Origin of the sequence: Lacrimispora sinapis (assembly GCF_043633585.1) — a bacterium.
GTDB lineage: Bacteria > Bacillota > Clostridia > Lachnospirales > Lachnospiraceae > Lacrimispora > Lacrimispora sinapis.
The window spans coordinates 1,130,374-1,154,610 of sequence record NZ_CP141832.1; the positions used below are offsets into that span (position 1 = coordinate 1,130,374).

25 protein-coding genes and 2 tRNA genes are annotated in these 24,237 nt (G+C 45.8%); 19 read left to right on the forward strand and 8 right to left on the reverse strand.

Going from position 1 to position 24,237, the window contains the following annotated elements; genetic code table 11:
* Positions 1-26: 26 nt before the first annotated feature.
* Positions 27-1,163, forward strand: a complete 1,137-nt coding sequence (ytvI, locus tag VIG27_RS05180) for a sporulation integral membrane protein YtvI (protein WP_394525822.1) — start codon at positions 27-29, stop codon at positions 1,161-1,163.
* A 28-nt stretch (positions 1,164-1,191) separates the two neighbouring features.
* Complete coding sequence (locus tag VIG27_RS05185) at positions 1,192-2,136, forward strand: GH25 family lysozyme (RefSeq protein WP_394525823.1); 945 nt, start codon at positions 1,192-1,194, stop codon at positions 2,134-2,136.
* A 187-nt stretch (positions 2,137-2,323) separates the two neighbouring features.
* Here VIG27_RS05185 and VIG27_RS05190 read toward each other — a convergent pair whose 3' ends face one another.
* From VIG27_RS05190 to VIG27_RS05200, 3 genes are read right to left on the reverse strand one after another with little or no spacing between them, the layout of a single operon-like run.
* Positions 2,324-3,109, reverse strand: a complete 786-nt coding sequence (locus tag VIG27_RS05190) for an ABC transporter permease (protein WP_394525824.1) — start codon at positions 3,107-3,109, stop codon at positions 2,324-2,326.
* Positions 3,110-3,122: 13 nt separating this feature from the next.
* Positions 3,123-3,926, reverse strand: a complete 804-nt coding sequence (locus VIG27_RS05195) for an ABC transporter permease (protein WP_394525825.1) — start codon at positions 3,924-3,926, stop codon at positions 3,123-3,125.
* Between the two features lie 10 nt (positions 3,927-3,936).
* Positions 3,937-4,737 carry an ABC transporter ATP-binding protein gene (locus tag VIG27_RS05200; RefSeq protein WP_394525826.1) on the reverse strand — a complete coding sequence of 267 codons (801 nt, stop codon included), beginning with the start codon at positions 4,735-4,737 and terminating at the stop codon, positions 3,937-3,939.
* Positions 4,738-5,100: 363 nt separating this feature from the next.
* Here VIG27_RS05200 and VIG27_RS05205 point away from each other — a divergent pair, with 363 nt between their 5' ends.
* The 11 genes from VIG27_RS05205 to VIG27_RS05255 all read left to right on the forward strand — a co-directional run bounded on the left by VIG27_RS05205 (position 5,101) and on the right by VIG27_RS05255 (position 14,958).
* Positions 5,101-5,484, forward strand: coding sequence for an ArsR/SmtB family transcription factor (locus VIG27_RS05205; RefSeq protein WP_394525827.1), 384 nt, complete (start codon positions 5,101-5,103; stop codon positions 5,482-5,484).
* A gap of 35 nt (positions 5,485-5,519) precedes the next feature.
* On the forward strand, positions 5,520-5,744 hold the full coding sequence (locus VIG27_RS05210) for a cation transporter (protein ID WP_394525828.1): 225 nt from the start codon (positions 5,520-5,522) through the stop codon (positions 5,742-5,744).
* Between the two features lie 15 nt (positions 5,745-5,759).
* Positions 5,760-7,640: a heavy metal translocating P-type ATPase gene (locus VIG27_RS05215; RefSeq protein WP_394525829.1), complete on the forward strand. Its 1,881-nt coding sequence runs from the start codon at positions 5,760-5,762 to the stop codon at positions 7,638-7,640.
* Positions 7,641-7,783: 143 nt separating this feature from the next.
* The gene (gene glnA, locus VIG27_RS05220) at positions 7,784-9,121 is read left to right on the forward strand and encodes a type I glutamate--ammonia ligase (RefSeq protein WP_394525830.1); all 1,338 of its coding nucleotides are present in this window, start codon (positions 7,784-7,786) and stop codon (positions 9,119-9,121) included.
* 41 nt (positions 9,122-9,162) lie between these two features.
* Positions 9,163-9,711 carry an ANTAR domain-containing response regulator gene (locus tag VIG27_RS05225; RefSeq protein WP_394525831.1) on the forward strand — a complete coding sequence of 183 codons (549 nt, stop codon included), beginning with the start codon at positions 9,163-9,165 and terminating at the stop codon, positions 9,709-9,711.
* Between the two features lie 17 nt (positions 9,712-9,728).
* The gene (gene dapF, locus VIG27_RS05230) at positions 9,729-10,577 is read left to right on the forward strand and encodes a diaminopimelate epimerase (RefSeq protein WP_394525832.1); all 849 of its coding nucleotides are present in this window, start codon (positions 9,729-9,731) and stop codon (positions 10,575-10,577) included.
* A complete protein-coding gene (locus VIG27_RS05235; RefSeq protein ID WP_394525833.1) occupies positions 10,561-11,790 on the forward strand; it encodes an LL-diaminopimelate aminotransferase in 1,230 nt (409 codons plus the stop codon). The genes dapF and VIG27_RS05235 overlap by 17 nt, the downstream gene beginning before the upstream one ends.
* A 134-nt stretch (positions 11,791-11,924) precedes the next feature.
* Complete coding sequence (locus tag VIG27_RS05240) at positions 11,925-12,380, forward strand: Lrp/AsnC family transcriptional regulator (RefSeq protein WP_394525834.1); 456 nt, start codon at positions 11,925-11,927, stop codon at positions 12,378-12,380.
* A gap of 79 nt (positions 12,381-12,459) precedes the next feature.
* Positions 12,460-13,242: an N-acetylmuramoyl-L-alanine amidase gene (locus VIG27_RS05245; protein WP_394525835.1), complete on the forward strand. Its 783-nt coding sequence runs from the start codon at positions 12,460-12,462 to the stop codon at positions 13,240-13,242.
* A gap of 134 nt (positions 13,243-13,376) precedes the next feature.
* On the forward strand, positions 13,377-14,021 hold the full coding sequence (locus VIG27_RS05250) for an HAD family hydrolase (RefSeq protein WP_394525836.1): 645 nt from the start codon (positions 13,377-13,379) through the stop codon (positions 14,019-14,021).
* 34 nt (positions 14,022-14,055) lie between these two features.
* The gene (locus tag VIG27_RS05255) at positions 14,056-14,958 is read left to right on the forward strand and encodes a DUF368 domain-containing protein (RefSeq protein WP_394525837.1); all 903 of its coding nucleotides are present in this window, start codon (positions 14,056-14,058) and stop codon (positions 14,956-14,958) included.
* A gap of 122 nt (positions 14,959-15,080) precedes the next feature.
* Here the strand turns inward: VIG27_RS05255 and VIG27_RS05260 are convergent, their stop codons facing one another.
* Both VIG27_RS05260 and VIG27_RS05265 read right to left on the reverse strand, forming a co-directional pair.
* Positions 15,081-16,346, reverse strand: a complete 1,266-nt coding sequence (locus VIG27_RS05260; RefSeq protein WP_394525838.1) for a peptidoglycan-binding domain-containing protein — start codon at positions 16,344-16,346, stop codon at positions 15,081-15,083.
* A gap of 104 nt (positions 16,347-16,450) precedes the next feature.
* Positions 16,451-16,648, reverse strand: coding sequence for a hypothetical protein (locus tag VIG27_RS05265; RefSeq protein WP_394525839.1), 198 nt, complete (start codon positions 16,646-16,648; stop codon positions 16,451-16,453).
* A gap of 259 nt (positions 16,649-16,907) precedes the next feature.
* Here VIG27_RS05265 and VIG27_RS05270 point away from each other — a divergent pair, with 259 nt between their 5' ends.
* From VIG27_RS05270 to VIG27_RS05280, 3 genes are read left to right on the forward strand one after another with little or no spacing between them, the layout of a single operon-like run.
* Positions 16,908-17,987 (forward strand): carbamoyl phosphate synthase small subunit, encoded by a 1,080-nt coding sequence (locus VIG27_RS05270; RefSeq protein ID WP_394525840.1) that lies wholly within the window; start codon positions 16,908-16,910, stop codon positions 17,985-17,987.
* Positions 17,980-21,183 (forward strand): carbamoyl-phosphate synthase large subunit, encoded by a 3,204-nt coding sequence (carB, locus tag VIG27_RS05275; RefSeq protein WP_394525841.1) that lies wholly within the window; start codon positions 17,980-17,982, stop codon positions 21,181-21,183. The genes VIG27_RS05270 and carB overlap by 8 nt, the downstream gene beginning before the upstream one ends.
* A gap of 14 nt (positions 21,184-21,197) precedes the next feature.
* Positions 21,198-21,506 (forward strand): DUF3837 family protein, encoded by a 309-nt coding sequence (locus tag VIG27_RS05280; protein WP_394525842.1) that lies wholly within the window; start codon positions 21,198-21,200, stop codon positions 21,504-21,506.
* A 76-nt stretch (positions 21,507-21,582) separates the two neighbouring features.
* Here VIG27_RS05280 and VIG27_RS05285 read toward each other — a convergent pair whose 3' ends face one another.
* Genes VIG27_RS05285 through VIG27_RS05295 form a run of 3 tightly spaced genes read right to left on the reverse strand, consistent with a single transcriptional unit; the run spans position 21,583 to position 22,696 of the window.
* Positions 21,583-22,203, reverse strand: a complete 621-nt coding sequence (locus VIG27_RS05285; protein ID WP_394525843.1) for a manganese catalase family protein — start codon at positions 22,201-22,203, stop codon at positions 21,583-21,585.
* Entirely contained in the window at positions 22,203-22,499 is a 297-nt protein-coding gene (locus tag VIG27_RS05290; protein WP_394527415.1) for a spore coat protein CotJB, read from the reverse strand. Before VIG27_RS05290 ends, VIG27_RS05285 begins: the two co-directional genes overlap by 1 nt.
* Positions 22,499-22,696, reverse strand: coding sequence for a spore coat associated protein CotJA (locus tag VIG27_RS05295; RefSeq protein ID WP_394525844.1), 198 nt, complete (start codon positions 22,694-22,696; stop codon positions 22,499-22,501). The genes VIG27_RS05290 and VIG27_RS05295 overlap by 1 nt, the downstream gene beginning before the upstream one ends.
* A gap of 197 nt (positions 22,697-22,893) precedes the next feature.
* Between VIG27_RS05295 and VIG27_RS05300 the strand changes: the two genes are divergently transcribed.
* The 3 genes from VIG27_RS05300 (at position 22,894) to VIG27_RS05310 (ending at position 24,227) form a co-directional block, all read left to right on the forward strand.
* On the forward strand, positions 22,894-23,814 hold the full coding sequence (locus VIG27_RS05300; RefSeq protein ID WP_394525845.1) for an NYN domain-containing protein: 921 nt from the start codon (positions 22,894-22,896) through the stop codon (positions 23,812-23,814).
* A 231-nt stretch (positions 23,815-24,045) separates the two neighbouring features.
* Positions 24,046-24,118: transfer RNA gene (locus tag VIG27_RS05305), tRNA-Val, on the forward strand.
* Between the two features lie 35 nt (positions 24,119-24,153).
* A tRNA-Met gene (locus tag VIG27_RS05310) sits at positions 24,154-24,227 on the forward strand.
* Positions 24,228-24,237 lie beyond the last annotated feature (10 nt).

Below are 24,237 nucleotides of genomic sequence, written 5' to 3' on the forward strand. Positions count from 1 at the left end.
TCGTACAATAAACACAGGTGATGGAAATGGAAGATATGAAAAAGTATTTAAAGCTAATGCTTAATATTGTGATACCCATTTTGTTCTTATACCTGATCTGCGTATGGGGACCTAAATTATTGAAATTTTTTCTGCCGTTTGTCATTGGATGGGTCATTTCAGTCATAGCCAATCCTTTGGTGCGTTTTTTTGAAAAACGTCTGAAGATCGTCCGGAAACACAGTTCTGTGCTGATTGTGGTAACAGTGCTCTTTCTGATCATAACGGCCCTTTATTTCCTCGTATCAAAGCTGGTTTATGAATCCATAGAATTTGTGGACCATATTCCCCAGTATTACGAAGCGGCCTGGGTGGAGATTCAAAAGATGCTTTTAAACATACAGGGAATTATGCAGTTTCTACCCATGGGTATTCAGAATTCGGTAAATCAGTTTTTCTCCCATATGGAGCAATATTTGAATGTGGCAGTACAGAAGATCGCCTCTCCTACGGTTATGGCAGCAGGAAATATGGTGAAAAGCATACCGGCGGCCTTGGTCTACACCATCGTTACGATTTTTTCTTCCTATCTGTTCATTGTGGACAGAGATAAGTTCATGGCAGTCATTCATCGTTATATTCCAGAGGGGGGAACCAGATATTACCGCTATTTGAAAAAAGATGTGCGGCATCTGGTCGGGGGATATTTTATTGCCCAATTTAAGATCATGTTTATTATAGCGGCGGTTCTGGCCATTGGATTTCTGGTTCTGGGAGTGGATTATGCACTTCTGCTTGCGGTGCTTATAGCAATCCTTGATTTTCTGCCGATCTTGGGGACTGGTACAATTTTGATTCCCTGGGCATTGGTCCGCATGGTCTCCGGGGAGTTTGCCTTTGGTTTTGGACTGATCGCCATTTACGTACTGACCCTGGTACTGAGGCAGATCATACAGCCAAAGATCGTAGGGGACACCATGGGACTTGATCCTTTTATGACGTTGTTGTTTTTGTATCTTGGATTTAAAATAAGCGGTATCGCGGGAATGATTTTGGCGGTGCCCGTTGGTATGCTGATTCTTAATTTATATGAATTCGGAGCTTTTGATTTGTTTTTTGACAGCGTAAAGACATTGATCCACGATATCAATGTATTCCGTAAGGAGCCGGGGGAAAGACCATGAAAAAGCTGCGTTTGGAGGAAATTATATCATGAACATAAGAGTGAGGATTGCTGCAGGTATGGTTGTGGGTCTTGTTGCCTCTGTAATGATGGCGACCCCTATGAATGTCTTTTCCGGGGAAGCGTGGAACCTGGAAAATGGACAATATGTGGATGCATCCGGACAACCCATTGCCGGTGCATTGGAAAAAGGAATTACCGTTTCAAAATATCAGAACCGGCAGAATGAAGCCGGGGGAGGCATCGACTGGGAGAGGGTAAAGAAATCCGGAGTCTCCTTTGCCATGGTCCGCATCGGTTATTTAAATGATAAAGACCCGTATTATTCCGTCAATATGAATAATGCGGCAAAAAGCGGTATAAAGACAGGTGTATTTTTCTATACACAGGCGCTGGATACCCAGACGGCAGTACAGGAAGCGGAGTACGTGCTTCGGGAAGTAAAGGATTACCCCATATCTTATCCGATCGCATATGACGTGGAGTCTAAATATCTTTTGGACAATCATCTGACCAGACAGCAGATTACGGATAATATCAATGCTTTCTGCAAAGTCATTGCAGATGCGGGATACCGGCCTATGGTGTATGCCAATAACAAATGGCTTACGAATTACATTGATATGGATCAGGTCCCATACGATGTCTGGTATGCCAGATATGGTAGCATTAATGACTGTAAGAACCGGACCATCTGGCAGTGTACGGATCAGGGAAGAGTGGAGGGAATTGAAGGAGATGTGACCATCGAATTTTCCTTCCGGGATTACAGCAGTATAATACCGTCCGAAGGATGGAAGACCATTGGCGGGGAACGGTATTATATGAAAAATTACTTCAAGCAGACCGGCTGGATTGAAGTGGAAGATAAGTGGTATTATCTGGATAACGATGGAACCATGGTTCATGATACGTCTTTGGTAATAGATGGGAACTCTTATGCTTTTGGTACCGACGGAGCGATGATCCGTTAAATGGAAACAGAAGAATGTCCAACATAAAGACAACGGAATATACTTTAGCATACAAAAAGACCGCCCTTATGGACGGTTTTTTGTATGCATAGATTCCCAGCCGGTTATTCCTTATATACATAACAGAAGGAAAAGCTTTTTATCCAAGGAAAGCAGATGCTTATGCTACGCTTTTGCTTTTTTATTGTCAGGAACCGGTGGACTGATATCTGGAAAGCCCGAACCTCCATAACAGAACGGCAGGCAGGAGAAAAAGACAGCCTGCAATTGGAAGAAGACCATACCATGGGTTTTCTGCTTTTCCGGTCAGGTATAGGAACGGGTAGTACTGAAACAGGGAAAAGGGGACCAGGTAGGTACAGATGGTAAGCAAAGTCTTACCGTAAATGCCGATGGGATATTTGCCGTATTCCCTTGCTCCGTCCGTAAATACATTCATAAATTCCAATCCTTCCAGAGTAAAGAAGCATATGGAGGCAAAGATCAGATATATGGCGGCAAATACCACCACGCCTCCTGCAATCATAAGAACTGTGACTGCCACGCGGGCCAGGTTCCACTCAATGGAACTGGCAGATACTCCATAGGCAAACATAACGGCAGCCTGCAGCAGACGGCCGAGCCTGGTCAAGTCGATCTTGCTGCACAAAACGGTAAACAGGCAGTTTCTGGGACGCAGCAGGATCCGGTCAAATTCTCCGTTTCCGATAATGGTTTCAAAGGTGTCAAGGCTCCGGAAAATGGTTTCCGCTATGGTAAATGCCATCAATGTGATGGAAAAACAGAGCAGAACTTCCTCATAGGAAAATCCTTTCACCTGTTTAAACCGGTCCATCATGAAGTAGACACCAAGGAATATGTTAAAAGAAATCAGAAACTGTCCCACAGTGGTCAATAAAAATGAAATCTTATGCTGCATCATACTTTTTAAATGAATGAAAAAATATTTTTGGTATAAACGTATGGAATTCATATCCTGTCTCCTTTCAGCCCCCCTGAATCACGATTCGTTTTAATGCATGTTGCTCCAAAGCCCGCCCGATCAGCAGGAAGGCCGTCAGCCAGAATACCTGCAAGGCAAGGCTTGCATACATATCCTGACCGGTTAAGTCTCCGCCGAAAATCCGAAAGGGGACATTTTGGGCGGAGGCAAAGGGCAGCAGGCTTACAAACTCACGAATTCCGTCGGGAAGGAAAGGCAGAGGGATCACTGAACCGCTTAAAAATTCCGACAGAGAGGTCACAAGTAATTTGATCCCCTGGGAGGAAATGGTATAAAATACGGACATATAAACGATCATGCCGAAAGCCACCACAAAGAGCAGTCCCAGAACCATGGATACCAGAGTAAAAAACCAGGTTTTTAAGTGGTCTGGCAGGGAAAGCCCGTATGGTTCCGGAAGAAACCATGCGAACACCAGAATGGGCATACACCGAAGGACTGCTTTGGACAGGCGTACGGCAAGTCCCCGGACAAACCACATGTTATAAAGGCGGACCGGGCGGCAGAGCTCGTAAGCCACATTCCCGGTGGTAATGGATTCAAAAAGCTGGGATTCCCAGAACCACGTCATAAATAGAGCCAGAAAAGCCTGCTGAAGCCATATGTAGGTGGTAAGAGCGTGAACGTCCATGGGAAAGCTTTCCGGAGATGCTTCGTAAAACGCACGGAATAAAAGAATTTCCATCATGCCCCACACAAACTGGGTGACCATACCGGAAAGGGCGGCTGCCCGGTATTGAAGCCCGTGGATAAATCGGATGCGGAAAAGCGACCAGTATTTTTTCATATTCCGCCTCCTAAATCTCAAAATCCCGGTAAAGGGCCGCAATGATCTCGTCTAAGGCTGCATCTTTTTTGGGCCGGTGGGATTTTAACTCGTCGAGGGTTCCGTCAAGAAGGAGCCGGCCTTTGCCGATCAAAAGGACCCGGTCCGCCAAGGCTTCCATGTCCTGCATATCGTGAGTCGTAAGAAGAACGGTGGTATTGTGCCTTTGGTTCTGCCTGCGGATAAAATCCCTTACCGCCAGCTTGGAAACCGCATCTAGGCCGATGGTGGGTTCGTCCAGAAACAGAATTTTCGGATTGTGGAGCAAAGAGGCGGCGATTTCGCAGCGCATCCGCTGCCCAAGGGACAATTGCCTGGCCGGGGTGCGCAATAGTTCTTCCAGAGATAAAAGTTCCGTCAGTTCGCTTAGGGTTTCGTGGTAATATGTCTTGGGAATGTCGTAGATGTCGCGGAGAAGTTCATAAGAGTCTATGATCGGAACGTCCCACCAGAGCTGGGTGCGCTGTCCGAATACAACGCCTATGTTCTTGACATGTTCTTTCCGTTCCCTCCATGGAACGCGGCCGTCTATGATGCAGGTGCCGTCATCGGGGGTAAGGATACCGCTTAGAATTTTGATGGTAGAGCTTTTACCCGCCCCGTTGGGACCGATATAACCTACCATTTCTCCGTCTCCGATAGAAAAGGAGATGTCTGAAAGAGCATGGATTACTTCCTGCTCTTTGTGAAAAAGTGCCTTCATGGCTTCCAAAAAGCCGGCGCTTCTTCTGGCGACCTTAAAAATCTTATTGATGTGTTCCACTTGAATCATGTTGGTTCCTCCTGGTAGTAATATTTTTGAACGTGATCCTTCCGGCAGCGGACAGTGAGACCTGTCATAACCGGTGAGAGCGTTCTAATATCTTGCCAAGCGGTGAGCGCAGACGATAAATGGTTGCTGGCGCTGCTCTCCGGGAGCTAAAAAAAATGACCCGGGGACTCTACCGTGGTATTAATATTCTCTTTTCCTGAATGTAAGAATTGAAGATAGAATGGAAAAGGAATTTCAGTTTACCACCGCCTAAATTTACTGTCAAGTGTATGAAAAAATAATCTTGACATTTCCGGGAAAAATGTTAATATAAACATATGAACAGATATTCATATATTAATAGTAACACAAAGGAGGTGTGGAATGGAACCGGACGGTAAAAAAATGATAACGGAACCTGAAATCGACCAATGTGATTTCATTTGTGTCCATGAAGGGGTTGTAAATAAGGTGCTGAAGGCAATGCCAAAGGAACAGGAGCTATTTGACCTGGCGGAATTTTATAAGGTTTTTGGAGATCCTACCAGAGTGAAAATCCTTTATGTTCTCAGTCAGTCGGAGATGTGTGTGTGCGACATCGCCAATCTGCTTGGAATGGGGCAGTCAGCCATCTCTCATCAGCTTCGTGTTTTAAAGCAGATGCGCCTTGTGAAATTTAGAAGAGAAGGAAAGACGGTTTTTTATTCTCTGGCAGACGGCCATATCGAGACGATTCTGGCTCAGGGAATGGAGCATATCAATGAATAATTAAATCATTTTAATAAAGGAATGAGGAGAATAATATGAAAAAGATTGTAAAATTAGAAGGTTTATGCTGTGCCAACTGTGCGGCAAAGATTGAAGAGGGCGTTAAAAAATTATCAGGTGTGGAAAGTGCTTCTTTAAGCTTTATGACACAAAGGCTGACGGTAGAAGTCGAGGAGACGAAAACAGACGAAGTGATGGAAGCTGCAAGAAAAATTGCAAATAAGATCGAACCGGAAGCCGAATTTAAAATACTTCGGTAGATCAAAGGAGCCGCTATGACAAAGAAACAAAAAAAGATGGTAATCAGGCTGGCAGCCAGTGCTGTATTTTTTGCAATCGGATTGGTTTTTGAAGGAAAAAATTCCTGGTATCTGGTTCCCTTTATTATTTCCTATCTTGCAGCAGGATACGATGTTCCTCTGCGGGCTCTGCACAGCATGAGAACCGGTCAGTTTTTTGATGAGAATTTTTTAATGTCTCTGGCCACGTTCGGGGCCATCGGAATTGGAGCCATGGAGGAAGCCGTGGGAGTTATGCTGTTTTATCAGATCGGCGAACTCTTCAATGATTATGCGGTCAATAAATCAAGGAAATCCATTACCCAACTGATGGATATTAACCCCGAATATGCCAATCTCCTGACAGACGGAAAAGAGGAGCGTGTCGATCCCTATGAGGTCCAGGTAGGAGATATCATCGTTGTAAAGCCTGGAGAGAAGGTACCCTTAGACGGAATCGTGACCAAAGGAGCCGCCGGTCTTGATACAAAGGCTTTAACCGGAGAATCCATGCCCGTAGAAGTAAAGGAAGGCGATGAGGTAATCAGCGGTTCCATCAACTTAAACAGCGTGTTAGAGATCCGGGTAACCAAACTGTTTGATGATTCCACCGTGGCAAAGATTCTGGAACTTGTGGAAAATGCCAGCTCCAGAAAGGCAAAGGCCGAAAATTTTATTACCAGGTTTGCAAGAGTCTATACTCCTGCCGTTGTAATCCTTGCAGTAATTCTGGCCGTTGTTCCGCCGCTTGTTTCCGGCGGTGACTGGGGCACCTGGATCTATCGTGCCTGCAGCTTTTTGGTTGTTTCCTGTCCCTGTGCGCTGGTGATCTCTGTGCCTTTGAGCTTTTTCGGCGGACTTGGTGCGGCATCCAAACAGGGAATCCTTTTAAAAGGAAGCAATTATCTGGAAGCTATGGCTTCCTTGGATACGGTAGTATTTGATAAAACAGGTACGCTTACAACCGGCAAGTTTAAAGTCACAGAAATTGAAGCGGTGTCAGTTACCAAAGAAGAACTTCTAAAACTGGCAGCCTACGGGGAGTTTCACTCCAATCATCCCATTGCCCTGTCCGTAAAAGAGGCTTATGGGAAACCTGTGGATCAGACAAAGCTGGGAAGTGTGGAAGAGCTTGCCGGTTACGGTGTCCGGGCGGAGCTTTTATTGGAAGAGGGAAAACGCAGTCTATCGGTTGGAAATAAAAGGCTTATGGAACAGCTTGGGATTTTAATTCCGGGAGAAGAACCCATCATAGGAACCACACTCTATGTAGCAGAAGATGCTTCTTATCTTGGTTCCATCACCATTTCCGATGCCATCCGGGAAGATGTGCCGGTGGCGTTAAAGGGACTGAAATCAGCGGGAGTGAAAAAGCTTATCATGCTTACCGGGGATAAACAGGAGGTTGGCCGTGCAGTCGGTGAAAAGCTGGGACTTGATGAGGTTCACGGCGGACTGCTTCCCGGAGATAAAGTAGGGAAAGTGGAAGAACTTTTGAGAAAGAAGGAAGCAGGCACCACGCTGGCATTTGTCGGCGACGGCATCAACGATGCACCGGTTCTTGCCCGTGCGGATGTGGGAATTGCAATGGGCGGCATCGGCTCTGACGCCGCAGTGGAAGCAGCCGATGTGGTCATTATGACAGATGAACCTTCAAAGCTTACGGATATTATTCTGATTGCAAGAAAGACCATGGTCATCGTAAAGCAGAACATTGTGTTTGCCATTGGTGTAAAAGTGCTCATCCTTTTGCTGTCTGCTATGGGAATTGCAACCATGTGGGCCGCCGTATTTGGGGACGTAGGTGTATCAGTACTGGCCATTTTAAACGCCATTCGAGCATTGAAGTATGGAGATAAAGATAAAAAAACACATTGACAAATTTTTTTCCAGCTGATATATTTTACACATATTGCGGGTGGTGCGAAGACGGTCCATTGTTGTAAGACTGTGTTTGCCCACCCCTTTTTTGGGAAATACTTCTGATTGGAAATCTAGGATTAAGAAAGGGAGATTGTATTATGAGCAAGTATAGCAAAGAAGACATATTCCGTATCGTGGAGGAAGAGGATGTAGAATTTATCCGCCTCCAGTTTACGGATATTTTCGGTATGATGAAAAACGTCGCTATCACCAAAAGCATGCTTTCCAAGGCATTAGAAAACCGCTGCATGTTTGATGGTTCCTCCATTGAAGGTTTTATAAGGAGTGAAGAGTCTGATATGTATCTTTATCCGGATCTGGATACCTTTGAGATTTTTCCATGGCGCCCCCAGCAGGGAAAAGTAGCAAGACTCATGTGTGATGTATACTCTCCCGATAAGACTCCTTTTGAAGGCGATCCAAGATACGTGCTTAAAAAAGTAATAAAGAAAGCCAGGGACATGGGCTTTGTATTTCATGCAGGTCCGGAATGTGAATTTTTTCTGTTTCATACCGATGAGGAGGGCTGTCCCACCACTCATACCCATGAGACAGCAAGTTATTTTGATGTGGCACCAATTGATCAGGCTGAAAATGTCCGCAGGGATATGGTATTATCCCTGGAAGAGATGGGCTTTATGATTGAAGCCTCCCATCATGAGATTTCCCCGGGACAGCATGAGATTGATTTTCAATATGCGGAAGGCATTGTAACCGCAGATAACATTATGACCTTTAAAATGGCGGTGAAAGCCATTGCAAAACGGCATGGCCTCCATGCGACCTTTATGCCCAAGCCCAAGGCAGGGGTCAATGGTTCCGGTATGCATATCAACATGTCCCTGACTGATTTAAACGGACGGAATATGTTTGAGGATTCCAGGGATGAGCTGGGGTTAAGTAAGAATGCTTACCAGTTTATTGCCGGCATTCTTCACCATATGAAGGGCATGACGATTTTGACCAATCCTCTGGTCAATTCCTATAAGCGTCTCGTTCCGGGATACGATGCTCCCATTTATATCGCATGGTCCGCTAAAGCAAACCGGAGTCCGTTGATCCGTATTCCATCCTCCAGGGGAGAAGGCACCAGGATCGAACTTCGCTGCCCGGATTCTGCCGTAAATCCATATCTGGCTCTGGCCGCATGTCTGGCCGCAGGTCTTGATGGGATTGAAAAGGGAATGAGACCGCCGGAAAGTGTGGACAGCAATGTATTTGCCATGTCTCAGGAGGAGATATCACGCAGAGGAATCGAACAGCTTCCGGAAACACTTGGGGAGGCCATTGAAGCATTCCGTAAGGATGAATTTATGAAAGACGTTTTGGGAGAGCATATCTTCACCAAATATTTAGAAGCCAAGGAAGCCGAGTGGCGTATGTTCCGGGCCCATGTAACGGACTGGGAAGTGGATGAATACCTGAATAAGTATTAATCTTTTGTATCCCCGATACGGTTATCTGGAGGTGAGAGTGTTTGACCAATGTAATAGTGGCATTTTCTAAGGCGGAAGATGCGAAAAATATAAAAAATATTCTTATGAAAAATGGCTTTTCGGTCTCCGCGGTCTGCACCTCCGGCTCTCAGGCGCTCAATAGTGCCGATGAACTGGGCAGCGGGATCGTGGTGTGCGGATGCAGGTTTGCTGATATGGTATATCAGGAAATCTACGAATGTCTTCCTCCGGGAATGCAGATGCTTCTTGTGGCCTCTCCCAGCCAGTGGAACGGAAGAGCGCCGGAAGACGTGGTCTGTTTGGGGCTTCCGTTAAAAGTCCAGGACTTGGTAAGCACTCTGGAAATGATGATGGAAACCATGGCCAGAAGACGGAAAAAATTAAAGAACCAGCCAAGGGAGCGGAGTAAGGAAGAGGTGGATCTGATTAAGCAGGCAAAAGAACTGCTGATGGAGCGAAATCACATGTCCGAATCAGATGCCCACCGGTATATCCAGAAATGCAGCATGGACAGCGGAACCAATATGGTGGAAACTGCCCAGATGATTATGAGTTTAATCAATCGATAGAAGTTGAGGAAATAGTGATGAAATTTACTAAAATGCAGGGAATCGGCAACGATTATGTTTATATCAACTGTTTTGAAGAAACGGTGGAAAATCCGGCGGAGCTTTCCAAAAAGGTCAGCGACCGCCACTTTGGAATCGGGTCAGACGGCCTGATTCTTATCTGCCCTTCCAAAACAGCAGACTGTCGTATGCGCATGTTTAATGCAGATGGATCGGAAAGTGCCATGTGCGGCAACGGAATCCGCTGTGTGGGAAAATACGTATTCGACCACCGTCTGGTGGAAAAGACGGAATTTGATGTGGAAACAGAGGCAGGGATCAAGCACTTAAAGGTGACGGAAGAAGGCGGCAGGACCGTGAAGATAACCGTTGATATGGGCATACCGGAAGTCACCAGCAAGGTGCCGGAGCCCATCTGCATTTCCGGTACGGATTACGAGTTTATCGGGATCTCGGTGGGAAACCCTCATGCGGTCTACTATATGGATGGCATTGATGCGCTGGATTTAGAATCCATTGGTCCGGCATTTGAACATCATGAGCGGTTTCCGGAAAGAACCAATTCTGAGTTCATTGAAGTTATAAATAAAAACTACATCCGGATGAGAGTCTGGGAGCGGGGCAGCGGGGAAACCTGGGCCTGCGGCACCGGAGCAACGGCCAGTGCAGTGGCCTGTGCCCTGAGCGGACGTACCGGGGATACGGTAGAGGTGGAGTTAAAAGGCGGAAATTTGACCATACACTGGGACCGGGAAGGAAGCGGTCATGTGTTCATGACCGGTCCGGCAGTGGAAGTGTTTCAGGGAGAATTCGACATAAAAAATCTTTCATACAATACAGGAGGAACCAATGGTAAAGATCAATGAAAATTATTTAAAGCTTCCGGGAAGCTATCTGTTTTCTACAATTGCAAAAAAGGTGAATGCTTACATAGAAGCAAATCCAGACAAGAAGGTCATAAGACTTGGTATCGGTGACGTTACCCAGCCTTTGGCACCTGCTATTATTGAAGCACTTCATGGAGCGGTTGATGAGATGGGGAGTGCAGAGTCCTTTCATGGCTATGCACCGGACCTTGGCTATGCCTTTTTAAGAGAGACCATTGCAAATGAGGATTATATCTCCAGAGGCTGCCAGATCGGGGCAGATGAGATTTTTGTTTCGGATGGTGCAAAGAGTGACTGCGGAAACATTCAGGAGATTTTTGACGAAAACTGTACCATCGCTGTTTGTGATCCGGTGTATCCTGTATACGTGGATTCCAATGTCATGGCAGGAAGAACCGGAGTATACGATGAAGTTACCGGTAAATGGAGCAATGTCATTTATATGCCTTGTACGGCAGAGAATCAGTTTGTGCCTGAGCTTCCGGAAAGAACTCCGGACTTAATTTATCTTTGTGTTCCAAACAATCCCACCGGTACGACCCTGACCAGGGATCAGTTAAAAGTTTGGGTGGATTATGCCAATAAGAACGGTGCGGTCATTCTTTATGATGCCGCTTACGAGGCTTATATTGCAGAAGAGGATGTTCCTCATACCATTTATGAGATTGAGGGTGCGAAGACCTGTGCCATTGAATTCCGTTCCTTCTCAAAGAATGCCGGCTTTACCGGAGTCCGTCTTGGCTTTACCGTAATACCAAAGGAACTGGTCAGAGGCGGTACGTCTTTACATGCTTTGTGGGCAAGACGTCACGGAACCAAATTTAACGGAGCCCCATACATCATCCAGAAAGCCGGAATGGCGGTTTATTCTGAGGAAGGCAAAGCACAGCTGAAAGAGCAGGTGGCTTATTACATGAGGAATGCAAACGTTATCTATAACGGGTTAAAAGAGGCAGGCTGTGAGGTTTACGGCGGTGTAAATGCTCCATATATCTGGTTAAAGGTACCGGGCGGCATGACTTCCTGGGAGTTTTTTGACCTGCTCCTGGAAGAAGCAAGTGTAGTGGGAACTCCTGGAAGCGGATTCGGCCCAAGCGGAGAAGGATACTTCCGTCTGACCGCATTCGGAACCTACGAAAATACGGTAGAGGCCATTGAAAGACTTAAAAAAATGCCTTCCCTAAGAAAATAAAGGTTGACAAGTATTTGATAATTCGATATTATTAAATATAAGAAAGATTTATAAGTTTACAGTTTCATTTGTAAGAACAAAAGCGTTCAGTACTTGGGAAGTACTGGCGCTTTTTTTATTTCAAGGAGGAAGATATGGACGATATTGATAAGAAAATAGTGCAGACCCTGCAGAAGAATGCCCGGGCATCCTTAAAGAATATAGCAGAAAAAACCTTTTTGTCCTCACCTGCAGTTTCCTCCAGAATCGAGAAGCTGGAGCGGGAGAAAATCATCACCGGATACCATGCGCAGGTAGACCCTATGAAGCTTGGATATCACATTACGGCATTTGTAAATTTAGACGTTTCTCCAGTGGATAAAATCCAGTTTTATTCCAGTATGGAGTCCATACCAAACGTGCTGGAGTGCAACTGTGTGACCGGAGATTATTCCATGCTGCTAAAAGTGGCGTTTCAAAGCACCATGGAACTTGATGTTTTCATCGGACAGCTTCAAAAATACGGAAAAACCAATACACAGATCGTATTTTCTACTCCCGTAGGCCCAAGAGGTGTGGATGTTATGGCGGAATTGGGAGAAAAAGAATAAATTTTATGCAAAAACTGGTACCGGGGAATCTTCTTTCACATACGTTATAGAATAGAGGTATGTGAAAGGAGTTTTTCTTTTGGCTGAGAGACAGATCGTAGTAATAGATGCCGGCCACGGCGGTGCAGATCCGGGTGCGACCTACAACGGACGGCAGGAAAAAGATGATAACTTAAAGCTTGCGCTGGCAGTAGGGCGGGTTCTTGCAGACCGGGGAGTCGATGTCAGGTATACGAGAACTGACGATACCTACAATACACCTCTTGAGAAAGCCATGATGGGAAATGATGCAGAAGCAGACTTTTTTGTTTCCATACACCGCAATGCAATGCCAGTACCTGGCACCGGTTCAGGAGCAGAAGTCCTTGTGTTTGAAGATAAAGGAATCCAGTCTATGCTGGCTAAAAATATGATGGAAGCCTTGGCTGAGACCGGATTTGCCGATTTGGGAGTCATTGAACGTCCGGGTCTGGTAGTTCTTAGAAGGACAAAGGTGCCGTCGGTTTTGGTGGAAGCAGGGTTTATAGATAACGAGGCAGATAATTACCTGTTTGACCAGAATTTTGAAGCGATTGCAAAGTCCATTGCTGACAGTATCATGAAAACCATTGAGGAGCAGGAAGAGACTTATACGGAATATTATCAGGTCCAGACCGGAGCTTACCGGGTCCGTTCCCTGGCAGAGGCCCAGCTCAATGAATTAAAGGCCCAGTCATTTCCTGCTTTTATTGTTCAGGAAGACGGACTTTATAAGGTTCGGGTAGGTGCATTCCGTAACATTGATAATGCAGTGCGTATGGAACAGGCACTCAGAAGGTATGGGTATAATACATTTATGGTAAAAAGACCGGCTGTATATTGAAATTTATGGGTCGCCGGGACGCAGGCTTTGAAGAAAGTCCACGCCCCTGCGGCTTTTTTCCGTTTTCATGCTTGACAAAAGCCCTGCCGTCCCTTAATGTCTGAATCAGAAGACGGAAGAAGGAGAGAGAGAACATGATAAAAGCGGTTATATTTGATATGGATGGTGTTTTGATCGACAGCGAAGGCGTTTATCTGGAATATCAATTGGAATTTGCAAGAACTAAAAATCCGAATGTAAGGCTGGAACAGCTTTATCCTATGGCAGGAGCCACCAAAAAGGATTCCTGGGAGGTTATGGAGCGGGCGGTGAACAACGGACAAACCTGGGAAGAATTAAGAGACGAATTCCGGAAAAAGGACATTTATCGGGAAATTGATTATAGAAAGCTGTACCGCCCCGCTGCGACGGCGGTCCTCTCACAGTTAAAAGCAGACGGATACCGGCTTGCTCTTGCCTCCTCCACTCATTTAGAACTGGTGGAACGAATCCTGGAGGAAAACGGAATCCGGTCTTATTTTGAAGAGGTCATCAGCGGCAGCCAGTTTAAAAGAAGCAAGCCTGATCCAGAGATTTATCTGCATACCGCCGCGTGTCTTGGGCTTGCTCCCCGGGAATGTCTTGCAGTAGAGGATTCCACTCTTGGGATTCAGGCAGCTTACCGGGCGGGAATGAAGATTGCCGCCATCATAGATACGCGGTACGGATTCGACCAGAGTCTGGCCGATTACAGGCTCAGTCAGGTAAAAGATGTATTAGAAGCCGTTAAAAAGGCATAGGATATGATATACCATTGAATTCAGGAGGAATTGCTTGAAGTATATCAGCGAGCTTTTAAAAGGTGTCATCATAGGAGTGGCCAACATCCTTCCCGGCATTAGCGGAGGAATGCTCGCCATTACAATGGGCGTGTACGATAAGATCATTCATGCGGTGAACCGAATTTTTAAGGAACCGGTGAAAAGCCTTCGGATTCTCCTTCCATATGGGATCGGAGCCGTTGCAGGTATTATTTTCCTTTCTCTGGTTTTTGAATATCTTTTTCATACATATCCCCTTCAGACCAAACTGTCATTTTTAGGATTGATCGCCGGAGGGCTTCCCGCCTTATTCCGGAAATCCTTTTCAAAGGAGCAGACCGACCGGAAAAAAGGTATTTTAACGACGGTGACCACCTGCGTTTTGGTGGTTCTCATTACTTTCGTGGCGGAGACCGCGATCGCTTCCGGAAAGAGCGGAGGGACAATGGATCTGGCAACCGGAGCCGCTTATCTTTCTTCCGGAAAGTTCTGGTTCATCACCTTGTTTTTCATCGGTCTGGTGGCGGCAGCAACTATGATCGTGCCAGGAGTCAGCGGTTCCATGATCATGATGATGCTGGGATTTTACGAACCCATTCTTCAGGCCAATAATGCATGCATTAGGGCTTTATCGGTTATGGATTTTTCCACACTTCTTTTTAATGTTGTGGTGCTGGCTCCGTATTTTGCCGGAATGGCGGTCGGGGTGTTTTTATTTGCCAGAGCCGTGGAGCAGCTCCTGACCCGTCATGAATGTCAGATGTACCGGATCGTGATCGGTCTGGTTCTTTCTTCCCCCATTGTAATCCTGTGGGACGTTCCATGGAAAAGCGTGGCGCTGTATGAACTTATGGGAGGGATTGCACTGGCCCTTCTTGGATATGTAGCTGCGGACCTGCTGGGAGGAAAAGGGTGATGCTTTAAACAGTAGCCAATGCGGATTTTTCTAAAAGAAGGAAAGGCTTCTCAAATGCAGATATGAGGTCAATAACTGCATTTGAGAGGTCTTTCCTTCTTTCTGTTAAAACCGTATGTTCTTTAAGAATATTCCGCAATACGGGTAATTCCCACATAGATGTGGGAGATCCGGTACCAGGTGGCAAAATCAATAATACCTGTTACAGGAAGTTTAAAAATACTCTGGAACTGGCGGACTGCTTCTGCCGTATCCGGTCCATAGATACCGTCGGCAGTGATTCGCGGAATGGCAGTATAAACGCCTGCAATGGTATCCAACTGCTCCTGAACCTGCCGGACCTTATCTCCGCTTGCCCCAATGGTCAGGTTATAACCTGGGAACGAAGACGGAACGCCGGAAACCTGTTCTGCGGTGTTGATGTACATATCGCTTCCGTAATAGTTCCGGATGATCTGGATGGCGGTGTAGCCCTGTTCTCCTAAGTCACAGCTTCCCCATTGTGACATCCAGTTTGGGCACCGGACCCGCTGCCCGTCGCAGTACTGGGTAAGAATGGGCTGGCGGACTCCCGGACGGGACAAATAGCTGTTGAAGATTTCATCGACTACCTGGGAAATGCTTTCATAAATGTTGCGCCCATAGATCCATTTGTGGTCAAAAGCAGTGGAGGAGGTGATGGTAAAATCATATCCCTGATTCCGGTACCATTCGGTATAGACCCGGTTCAAGGTGAAGCTCATAATGGCAAGAACATTGGCGATGATGGTTTCTCTGGGCCATGTGGCATAAATCTCACTGGATGCGACGTTTTTGATGTATTCTCCGTAAGGAACGTAATAATTAGGTGCTGTCGGGTCGGTAGGAACACCGTCGTGAACGATGATGGTTTCAGGAATTACCACCTGGCTGAGGACGATTTCTCCTGTTTCTGCAACCGGCTTTACTTCTGCTTCGGCAATTTTGGGAGGATATTCCCCATACAGTGTGTGGTCCGGGATAACTATGGGCACATCAGGAGATACTTCATCTACGATGGGAACCATCCGTACGGGCTGAAGTGCCAAGGTGTCTGCGAGGATTTCCGTACCGTTGATGGAAACTGGTTCAAAGCCCTGGGCGCGGACGAAAAGTGAGTATTGGGAATAAGGCTGGACAAGGCTGGGAGATAAACTTAAATCTACGGGAGGTGCGGAAAGGCTTACCTGCTCCGTCTGCCCGGAAGAATCAGTAACAAGCTGTTCCAATGTACTTTCCGGATCTCCGGTATAGGAAACGGAAATTTCTGCATTCTGTATGGGAAAGTTGTTTTCATTTGAAACAACATTTACCAGAAGAGAACCGGTCGCAGTGGTTTCCTGTGCTCTTGCTGTCATGTATGGATTCATAGGATTCCCCTTAATGGAATGATTGTTATAAATATATTGCCGGATGACAGAAATCATTACAAAAGTCCCCGCAGAGTCATAAAAAACATTCTGCGGGGGACTTTTCAGAAAAAGGATGATTTGGGTTCGTGAAACATGGATTCCACGTAATTGCGCATTTCCTGACGGCTGTCAATGTTTCTTGCACCTTCTACGATGGCATTTCTCTCAGGTTCGGAAAGGCCTGCAAATCGGTTAAGAATGTCGGAGTGCTGTGCCAATTCCATGGTGAATCCGATTGGAAGATCACTGTTATCAATCATATTTATCACCTCGGTCCTATTTTCCCCGAATTGGGCCGAAAGTATACTTTTGAATATAATACCAGAGGAAGATTGCATAATTATACAACATTATATGGATATTATTTAGAATATTAAAAAAACATGAATAAAAAATGGAAAAAGAATTGCGAAGAAAACGGTTGAAAAATGTCACAGGATAATGTATAATCTATTCAATTTGGGCAGATATCAGTCGGCCTAATAACCATAGCATTGAGAAAGGATTGGGACTTTGCGTATGAAAGCTTTTTTAATACTGGAAGACGGCACTGTGTTTACAGGGACAAGCATTGGTTCAACACGGGAAGTGATAAGCGAGATTGTATTCAATACTTCCATGACGGGATATTTAGAAGTCCTCACCGACCCCTCTTATGCGGGGCAGGCAGTTGTAATGACTTATCCGTTAATTGGCAATTACGGCATTTGCCGGGAAGATATGGAATCATTAAAACCGTGGCCCGATGGCTACATTGTCAGAGAATTATCTAGAATCCCCAGCAACTTTAGATGTGGGGATACCATTCAGCATTTCTTAGAAGAAAACGACATTCCAGGTATCAGTGGTATCGATACGAGAGCCCTAACAAAAATTTTAAGAGAAAAAGGTACGATGAACGGCATGATTACAACCAATGAAGGTTTTGATCTTGATGACGTCATTTCACGTATGAAAAAATATTCTGTTACCGGTGTGGTAAAGGCTACTACCTGTAAGGAAAAGCATGTCCTTCCGGGCGATGGAAAGAGAGTTGCACTCCTTGATTTGGGGGCAAAGAAGAATATCGCCCGCTCTTTAAATGAGAGAGGCTGCGAAGTGACGGTATATCCTGCCGGTACAAAAGCAGAAGAGATCCTGTCCGGGGATTTTGACGGCATCATGCTGTCCAACGGACCTGGTGACCCAAAGGAGTGTACGGAAATCATTGCTGAGATAAAGAAACTGTACGATTCCAATGTTCCCATTTTCGCCATCTGCCTGGGGCATCAGCTTATGGCACTTGCAACCGGAGCGGATACTCATAAATTAAAGTATGGACACCGGGGCGGAAACCACCCGGTCAGGGATTTAGAAACCGGACGCGTTTATATTTCCTCCCAGAACCACGGTTATGTGGTTGATGAAGATACCGTGGACCCGGCTGTTGCGGTTCCTGCATTCGTAAACGTCAATGACGGAACCAATGAGGGGTTAAAGTATACCAATAAGAACATATTCACCGTACAGTACCATCCGGAAGCCTGTCCGGGACCACAGGATTCCAGCTACTTATTTGACCGGTTTATAAACATGATGGAGGAGGAAAATAATGCCTAAGATTCAGGATATTAAGAAAGTGCTCGTTCTTGGCTCCGGCCCGATCATCATCGGCCAGGCTGCAGAATTCGATTATGCCGGGACCCAGGCATGCCGTTCCTTAAAAGAGGAAGGCGTAGAGGTTGTTTTATTAAATTCCAATCCTGCCACCATCATGACGGATAAGGATATTGCAGATAAAGTATACATCGAGCCTTTGACGGTCGAGGTGGTGGAGCAGCTTATTTTAAAAGAAAAACCGGACAGCGTGCTTCCGACCCTGGGCGGCCAGGCAGGATTAAATCTTGCCATGGAGCTTGCTGACAACGGCTTTTTGGAAAAGCACAACGTCCGCCTCATCGGAACCACGGCTCTCACCATTAAAAAGGCAGAAGACCGTGAGATGTTTAAGGAAACCATGGAAAAGATCGGGGAACCGGTAGCTCCTTCCGATATTGTGGAGAATGTGGAAGACGGACTTCGGATCGCGGAAGAAATCGGATATCCCATCGTTCTTCGTCCTGCTTATACCCTGGGAGGTTCGGGCGGCGGGATTGCTGAGAATCCGGCCCAGTGCCGTGAGATTCTTGAAAACGGACTTCGCTTATCCCGTGTGGGACAGGTTCTGGTAGAACGCTGTATCGCCGGATGGAAGGAAATTGAATATGAAGTTATGCGGGACGGTGCAGGAAATGTGATCACCGTATGTAATATGGAAAACATCGACCCCGTAGGCGTTCATACCGGAGACAGCATCGTAGTGGCACCGTCCCAGACCCTTGGAGACAAAGAGTACCAGATGCTGCGTACCTCCGCATTAAAGATCATCAGCGAGCTGGGGATCACAGGCGGCTGTAACGTACAGTACGCCCTTCACCCGGAAAGCTTTGAGTACTGCGTGATCGAGGTAAACCCACGTGTAAGCCGTTCCTCTGCGCTAGCATCAAAGGCTACCGGATATCCCATTGCAAAGGTGGCGGCAAAGATTGCCTTAGGATATACCCTGGATGAGATCAAGAATGCGGTAACGAAAAAAACCTATGCAAGTTTTGAACCCATGCTTGATTACTGTGTGGTTAAGATGCCCCGCCTTCCGTTTGATAAGTTTTTAAGTGCCAAGAGAACTCTGGGGACCCAAATGAAGGCAACGGGTGAGGTCATGAGCATCTGCACCAGCTTTGAAGGCGGCCTTATGAAAGCCATCCGCTCTCTGGAGCAGCATGTGGACAGCCTGCTGTCTTATGACTTTACGGAACTTACGGATGAAGAACTGACAGAAACCCTTCATCTGGTGGATGACAGAAGAATCTGGGTCATTGCAGAGGCGATCAGAAGAGGCTTTTCCTATGAGACCATTCATGAGATCACAAAGGTCGATGTGTGGTTTATTGATAAGCTGGCCATTCTTGTGGAGATGGAAGAAGCACTGAAAAAAGGTCCTCTGACCACCGAATTATTAAAGGAAGCCAAACGTCTGGAATTCCCGGATACTGTGATTTCCAGGCTGACTGGAATCTCTGTGGAAGACATTCATCAGACAAGAAAAGACAACGGCATTACAGCGGCATTTAAGATGGTAGATACCTGTGCGGCTGAATTTGCCGCCGAAACACCTTATTATTACTCCTGCTTTGGAAGTGAGAATGAAGCCATTCAGACTTCCGGAAGAAAGAAAGTATTGGTTCTGGGTTCCGGTCCTATCCGCATCGGCCAGGGAATCGAGTTTGACTTCTGCTCCGTTCACAGCACCTGGAGCTTCAGCAGAGAAGGCTATGAGACGATTATTGTCAATAACAACCCTGAGACCGTAAGTACAGACTTTGATATTGCCGATAAACTGTATTTTGAACCTCTTACTCCGGAGGATGTGGAGAGCATTGTGGACATCGAAAAGCCGGACGGAGCAGTGGTACAGTTCGGCGGACAGACTGCCATCAAACTGACCGAAGCGCTGATGAAGATGGGAGTCCCCATTCTTGGAACCGCAGCAGAAGATGTAGATGCAGCGGAAGACCGGGAGCTTTTTGATAAGATCCTGGAAGAATGCCAGATCCCAAGACCAGCCGGACAGACTGTATTTACAGCCGAAGAAGCGAAGACGGTGGCAAACCAGCTTGGTTATCCGGTGTTAGTAAGACCTTCCTATGTACTTGGCGGACAGGGAATGCAGATTGCGATTTCCGATCAGGATGTGGACGAATTCATCGGAATCATCAATCAGATTGCCCAGGAACACCCGATTCTGGTGGATAAATATATTATGGGAAAAGAGATCGAAGTCGATGCAGTCTGCGACGGCCAGGAGATCTTAATCCCTGGCATTATGGAGCATATCGAACGTGCCGGTGTCCATTCCGGTGACAGTATTTCCGTATATCCGGCTCAGAGCATTGACGAGGAAGTCAAGGGAAAGCTGGTGGAATACACCAGAAGACTGGCGAGGGCTCTTCATGTAAAGGGTATGATCAATATTCAGTTCATTGTGAGCGGAAAAGACGTATATGTTATCGAGGTAAATCCTCGTTCTTCCCGTACGGTGCCATATATCAGTAAAGTGACCGGAATTCCTATTGTTCCTCTGGCGACCCAGGTGATCTGCGGCCATACCATTAAGGAGCTGGGGTATGAGCCGGGGCTGCAGCCGGAGGCAGATTACATTGCCGTAAAGATGCCGGTATTCTCCTTTGAGAAGATCCGCGGCGCAGACATCAATCTGGGACCGGAGATGAAATCCACGGGAGAGTGTCTTGGAATTGCCAAGACCTTTAACGAGGCACTTTATAAGGCGTTTGCAGGAGCAGGCATTAAGCTGCCCAGGCATAAGAATATGATTATCACCGTAAAAGATTCCGACAAGGAAGAGATCATTGAAATTGCAAGAAGGTTCCAGGCACAGGGCTATAAGATATTCTCCACCTCCGGAACTGCGAAGGTATTAAATGAAAACGGTGTAAAAGCCCTTATGGTGCGGAAGCTGGAACAGGAATCGCCCAATCTGCTGGACTTGATTCTGGGGCATGAAATTGATCTGGTCATTGATACCCCGCCTCAGGGGGCCGACAGAAGCAAAGACGGGTTTACGATCCGCAGAAATGCCATTGAAACCGGCGTGACTGTTCTTACTTCCCTGGATACGGCAGCAGCCCTGGTGACCAGTATGGAAAACCGGGCCAAAGAATTGACCCTCATCGACATTGCACAGGTTAAAAATATATAAGGAATTGAGATGATATGATATTTTACATCAACAAACAGGCGGTAGAAATTAAAACCAGATTTGATAATGCACCACTGACTTCCCCCAATGAGGCTTGTGCGGCCATGGGAATGCTCTATAAAATCTATGGCCTGCCTGTTCCTGAAAAAAAGGACATGGTAAGCCAGATGAAAGAGGATTTTCATGCAGCAGTAAAAGATCTTCCGGTTCCGTCGGAGTTTGCTGCAAAAATCATAAGTCTACTTGATGCGTATTATAAAGATGATCCGGTGACGGAGGAGATCTATGAATTGTTAAAATACAGTTATGAAGAGCAGAAATAGCTTTTCAATATAGAAGAAAGGCCGGAATTACAGGTAATCCTGTTCCGGCCTTTCTTCTATATTAATGTCAGATTCATTACTGTGCTGGTTTTTTGACAAATTGTTTGTCAAATTCAGGGTTGAAATAGTAGAAGTTTTTCGCATCTAAATCAGATTTGATTTTTTCAAGGGCCTCTCCAAACCTCTGGAAATGCACCACTTCTCTTGCACGAAGGAATTTCAGTGGTTCCCGTACGTCTGGATCTGTGATGATACGAATTAAGTTATCATAGGTGGTTCTTGCTTTCTGTTCTGCGGCAAGGTCCTCGATCAAATCGGTGATGGCATCGCCTTTGGACTGAAACTCGCATGCATTGAAGGGAACTCCGGCAGCGGCAGTCGGCCAGAGCGCGGTGGTATGATCAATATAATATGCATCAAACCCTGCGGTTTTTGCCTGTTCCGCAGACAAGTTTTTCGTCAGCTGATAGATAATGGAACAAATCATTTCAAGATGACCCAGTTCTTCTGTCCCGATATCGGTCAAAAGTCCTCCCACTTCTTTGCATGGCATGGTATATCTCTGGGAAAGATACCGCATAGAAGCAGCTAATTCTCCGTCAGGACCGCCGAACTGGCTGATGACCAGAGAGGCAGTTTTAGGACAGGTCTCTTTAATGTTTACCGGGAACTGCAGTCTTTTTTCATAACTCCACATTATACATTACCTCCTTCCCACGGCAGGGGACCATCGGCCCAGGTGAAATGCTTCTGCCCTGGGTATTTTGTGTTGATGTCATTTTTGTTATTGGTATCCGGGCAGACACAGTCCATGGTGAGAGGTTCAAAATTTTCTGCGTAGTTTTTTAACAGCTGCTTTCTCTGTTCCATGGCTTGCTTAAATGCAGTCAGCGCTTCCTGATCCACTGGATGAGTATCCAGATACAAGGTTAAGTCGTTGACCGTAAAACTGATTTCTGTAATTTGTTTTAAGAGATTATTGCGGTCTGCCATCATGCCTCACCTCCCGTAACATAGAAGGGAAGATTCAGGCTTGGAAATATGGTGCCGTTTTTTAAAGCTGCTGCCGGGTCATAGGGCTGTTCCCAAGGCTGCATAGGCACAGTAGCAATTGCAAGCTGAACCGTTGCCGATGGTGTTGCAGGACATGGTTTTGTTTTATCATTTCCGCATGAAGTCGTTGAATTCATAAAAACACTCCTTTCAGTTCTGTCATTCATCCTTCTTTTTTATTATGAACATAAGAATGAAAAATACATTGCAAAAATTCTCCCATATTAACCACCGTAATGTTATTGTAATAAATGGAAAAATGAAATATAATGAAATGGAATACGAGGGAAAAGACAGAATATGGAAAAACAAATTAAGACGGGAGAGCAGAGGTTTGAGTGACAAAAAATTTGCAGTATTAATTGATTCTGATAATATATCAGCCAAGTATATTACATGTATTCTGGATGAGATGACACGATATGGTGTCATTACCTACAAACGGATTTACGGTGATTGGACAAGCGCCCAGATGGGCAAATGGAAGATGGAGCTTTTAGAAAATTCCATCACTCCCATTCAGCAGTTTTCCAATACCGTTGGAAAGAACGCAACTGACTCCGCACTTATTATTGATGCGATGGATTTACTTTATACGGACAATGTAGATGGATTCTGCATCGTATCCAGTGACAGCGATTTTACCCGCCTTGCCAGCAGGCTTAGGGAATCCGGAAAAGAAGTCATCGGAATGGGGGAGGAAAAAACACCCAAATCCTTCCGCGCGGCCTGCACGGTTTTCACCAACTTAGAGGTGCTTCTCGATCAGGATGAAGAAGGAACCGGCGGCGGAGCCATTGGAAAACAAGTGATTGAGCAGGATATTGCATCCATTATTTTAGAAAATGACGATAAAAACAAGGCGACCGGACTGGGTGAGATCGGCAACCGACTTGTAAAAAAATATTCTGATTTTGATGTGAGAAATTATGGCTACAGCTCTTTGTCAAAATTTCTGGAAGAGATGGACAGCTTTGAACTGAGAAAATCCAATAATGTGGTGACCGTCCGCATGAAGGATAACCGCACAAAACGGCAGGAGCTTGACGATTATGCGGTGAAGTTAGTCAAAGGCAGCGGCAAAAACGGTATGGAGCTTGCAGCTCTGGGCAATGGAATGCACCGGAAGTTTGCAGATTTTAAAGTTAAGGATTACGGCTATTCCACATTTTCCAAATTTGTACACAGCATTGTGCAGCTGGAAGTGCGGGAGAATAAAAACAATAATAAAGCCGTGTTTTTGAAAAAAGAATAATCACTTGCCATCCGGGAAATCATAATATTTCACGGATGGCTTCTTTTTTAGCTGTAATTCAAAAGGTATAGTTGGAAGATACCGGCAGAAAACCCAGTAACAATCAGGCTTTCAGAGATATGGGGGAAAAAGGAAAAAAATTGACAAAAAAGTGTTGACAATTGATACAATTCATATTATACTAATGAAGCAGTCGGGAACGAGAGAAAAACAAACGTCCGGACAAGCACTGGGATCTTAGCTCAGCTGGGAGAGCATCTGCCTTACAAGCAGAGGGTCACAGGTTCGAGCCCTGTAGGTCCCATTGGTAAACAAAGCGTTTACTTCACAATTTCATATGGCGGAATAGCTCAGTTGGCCAGAGCACACGGTTCATACCCGTGGTGTCGAGAGTTCGAATCTCCCTTCCGCTATTGATAACCC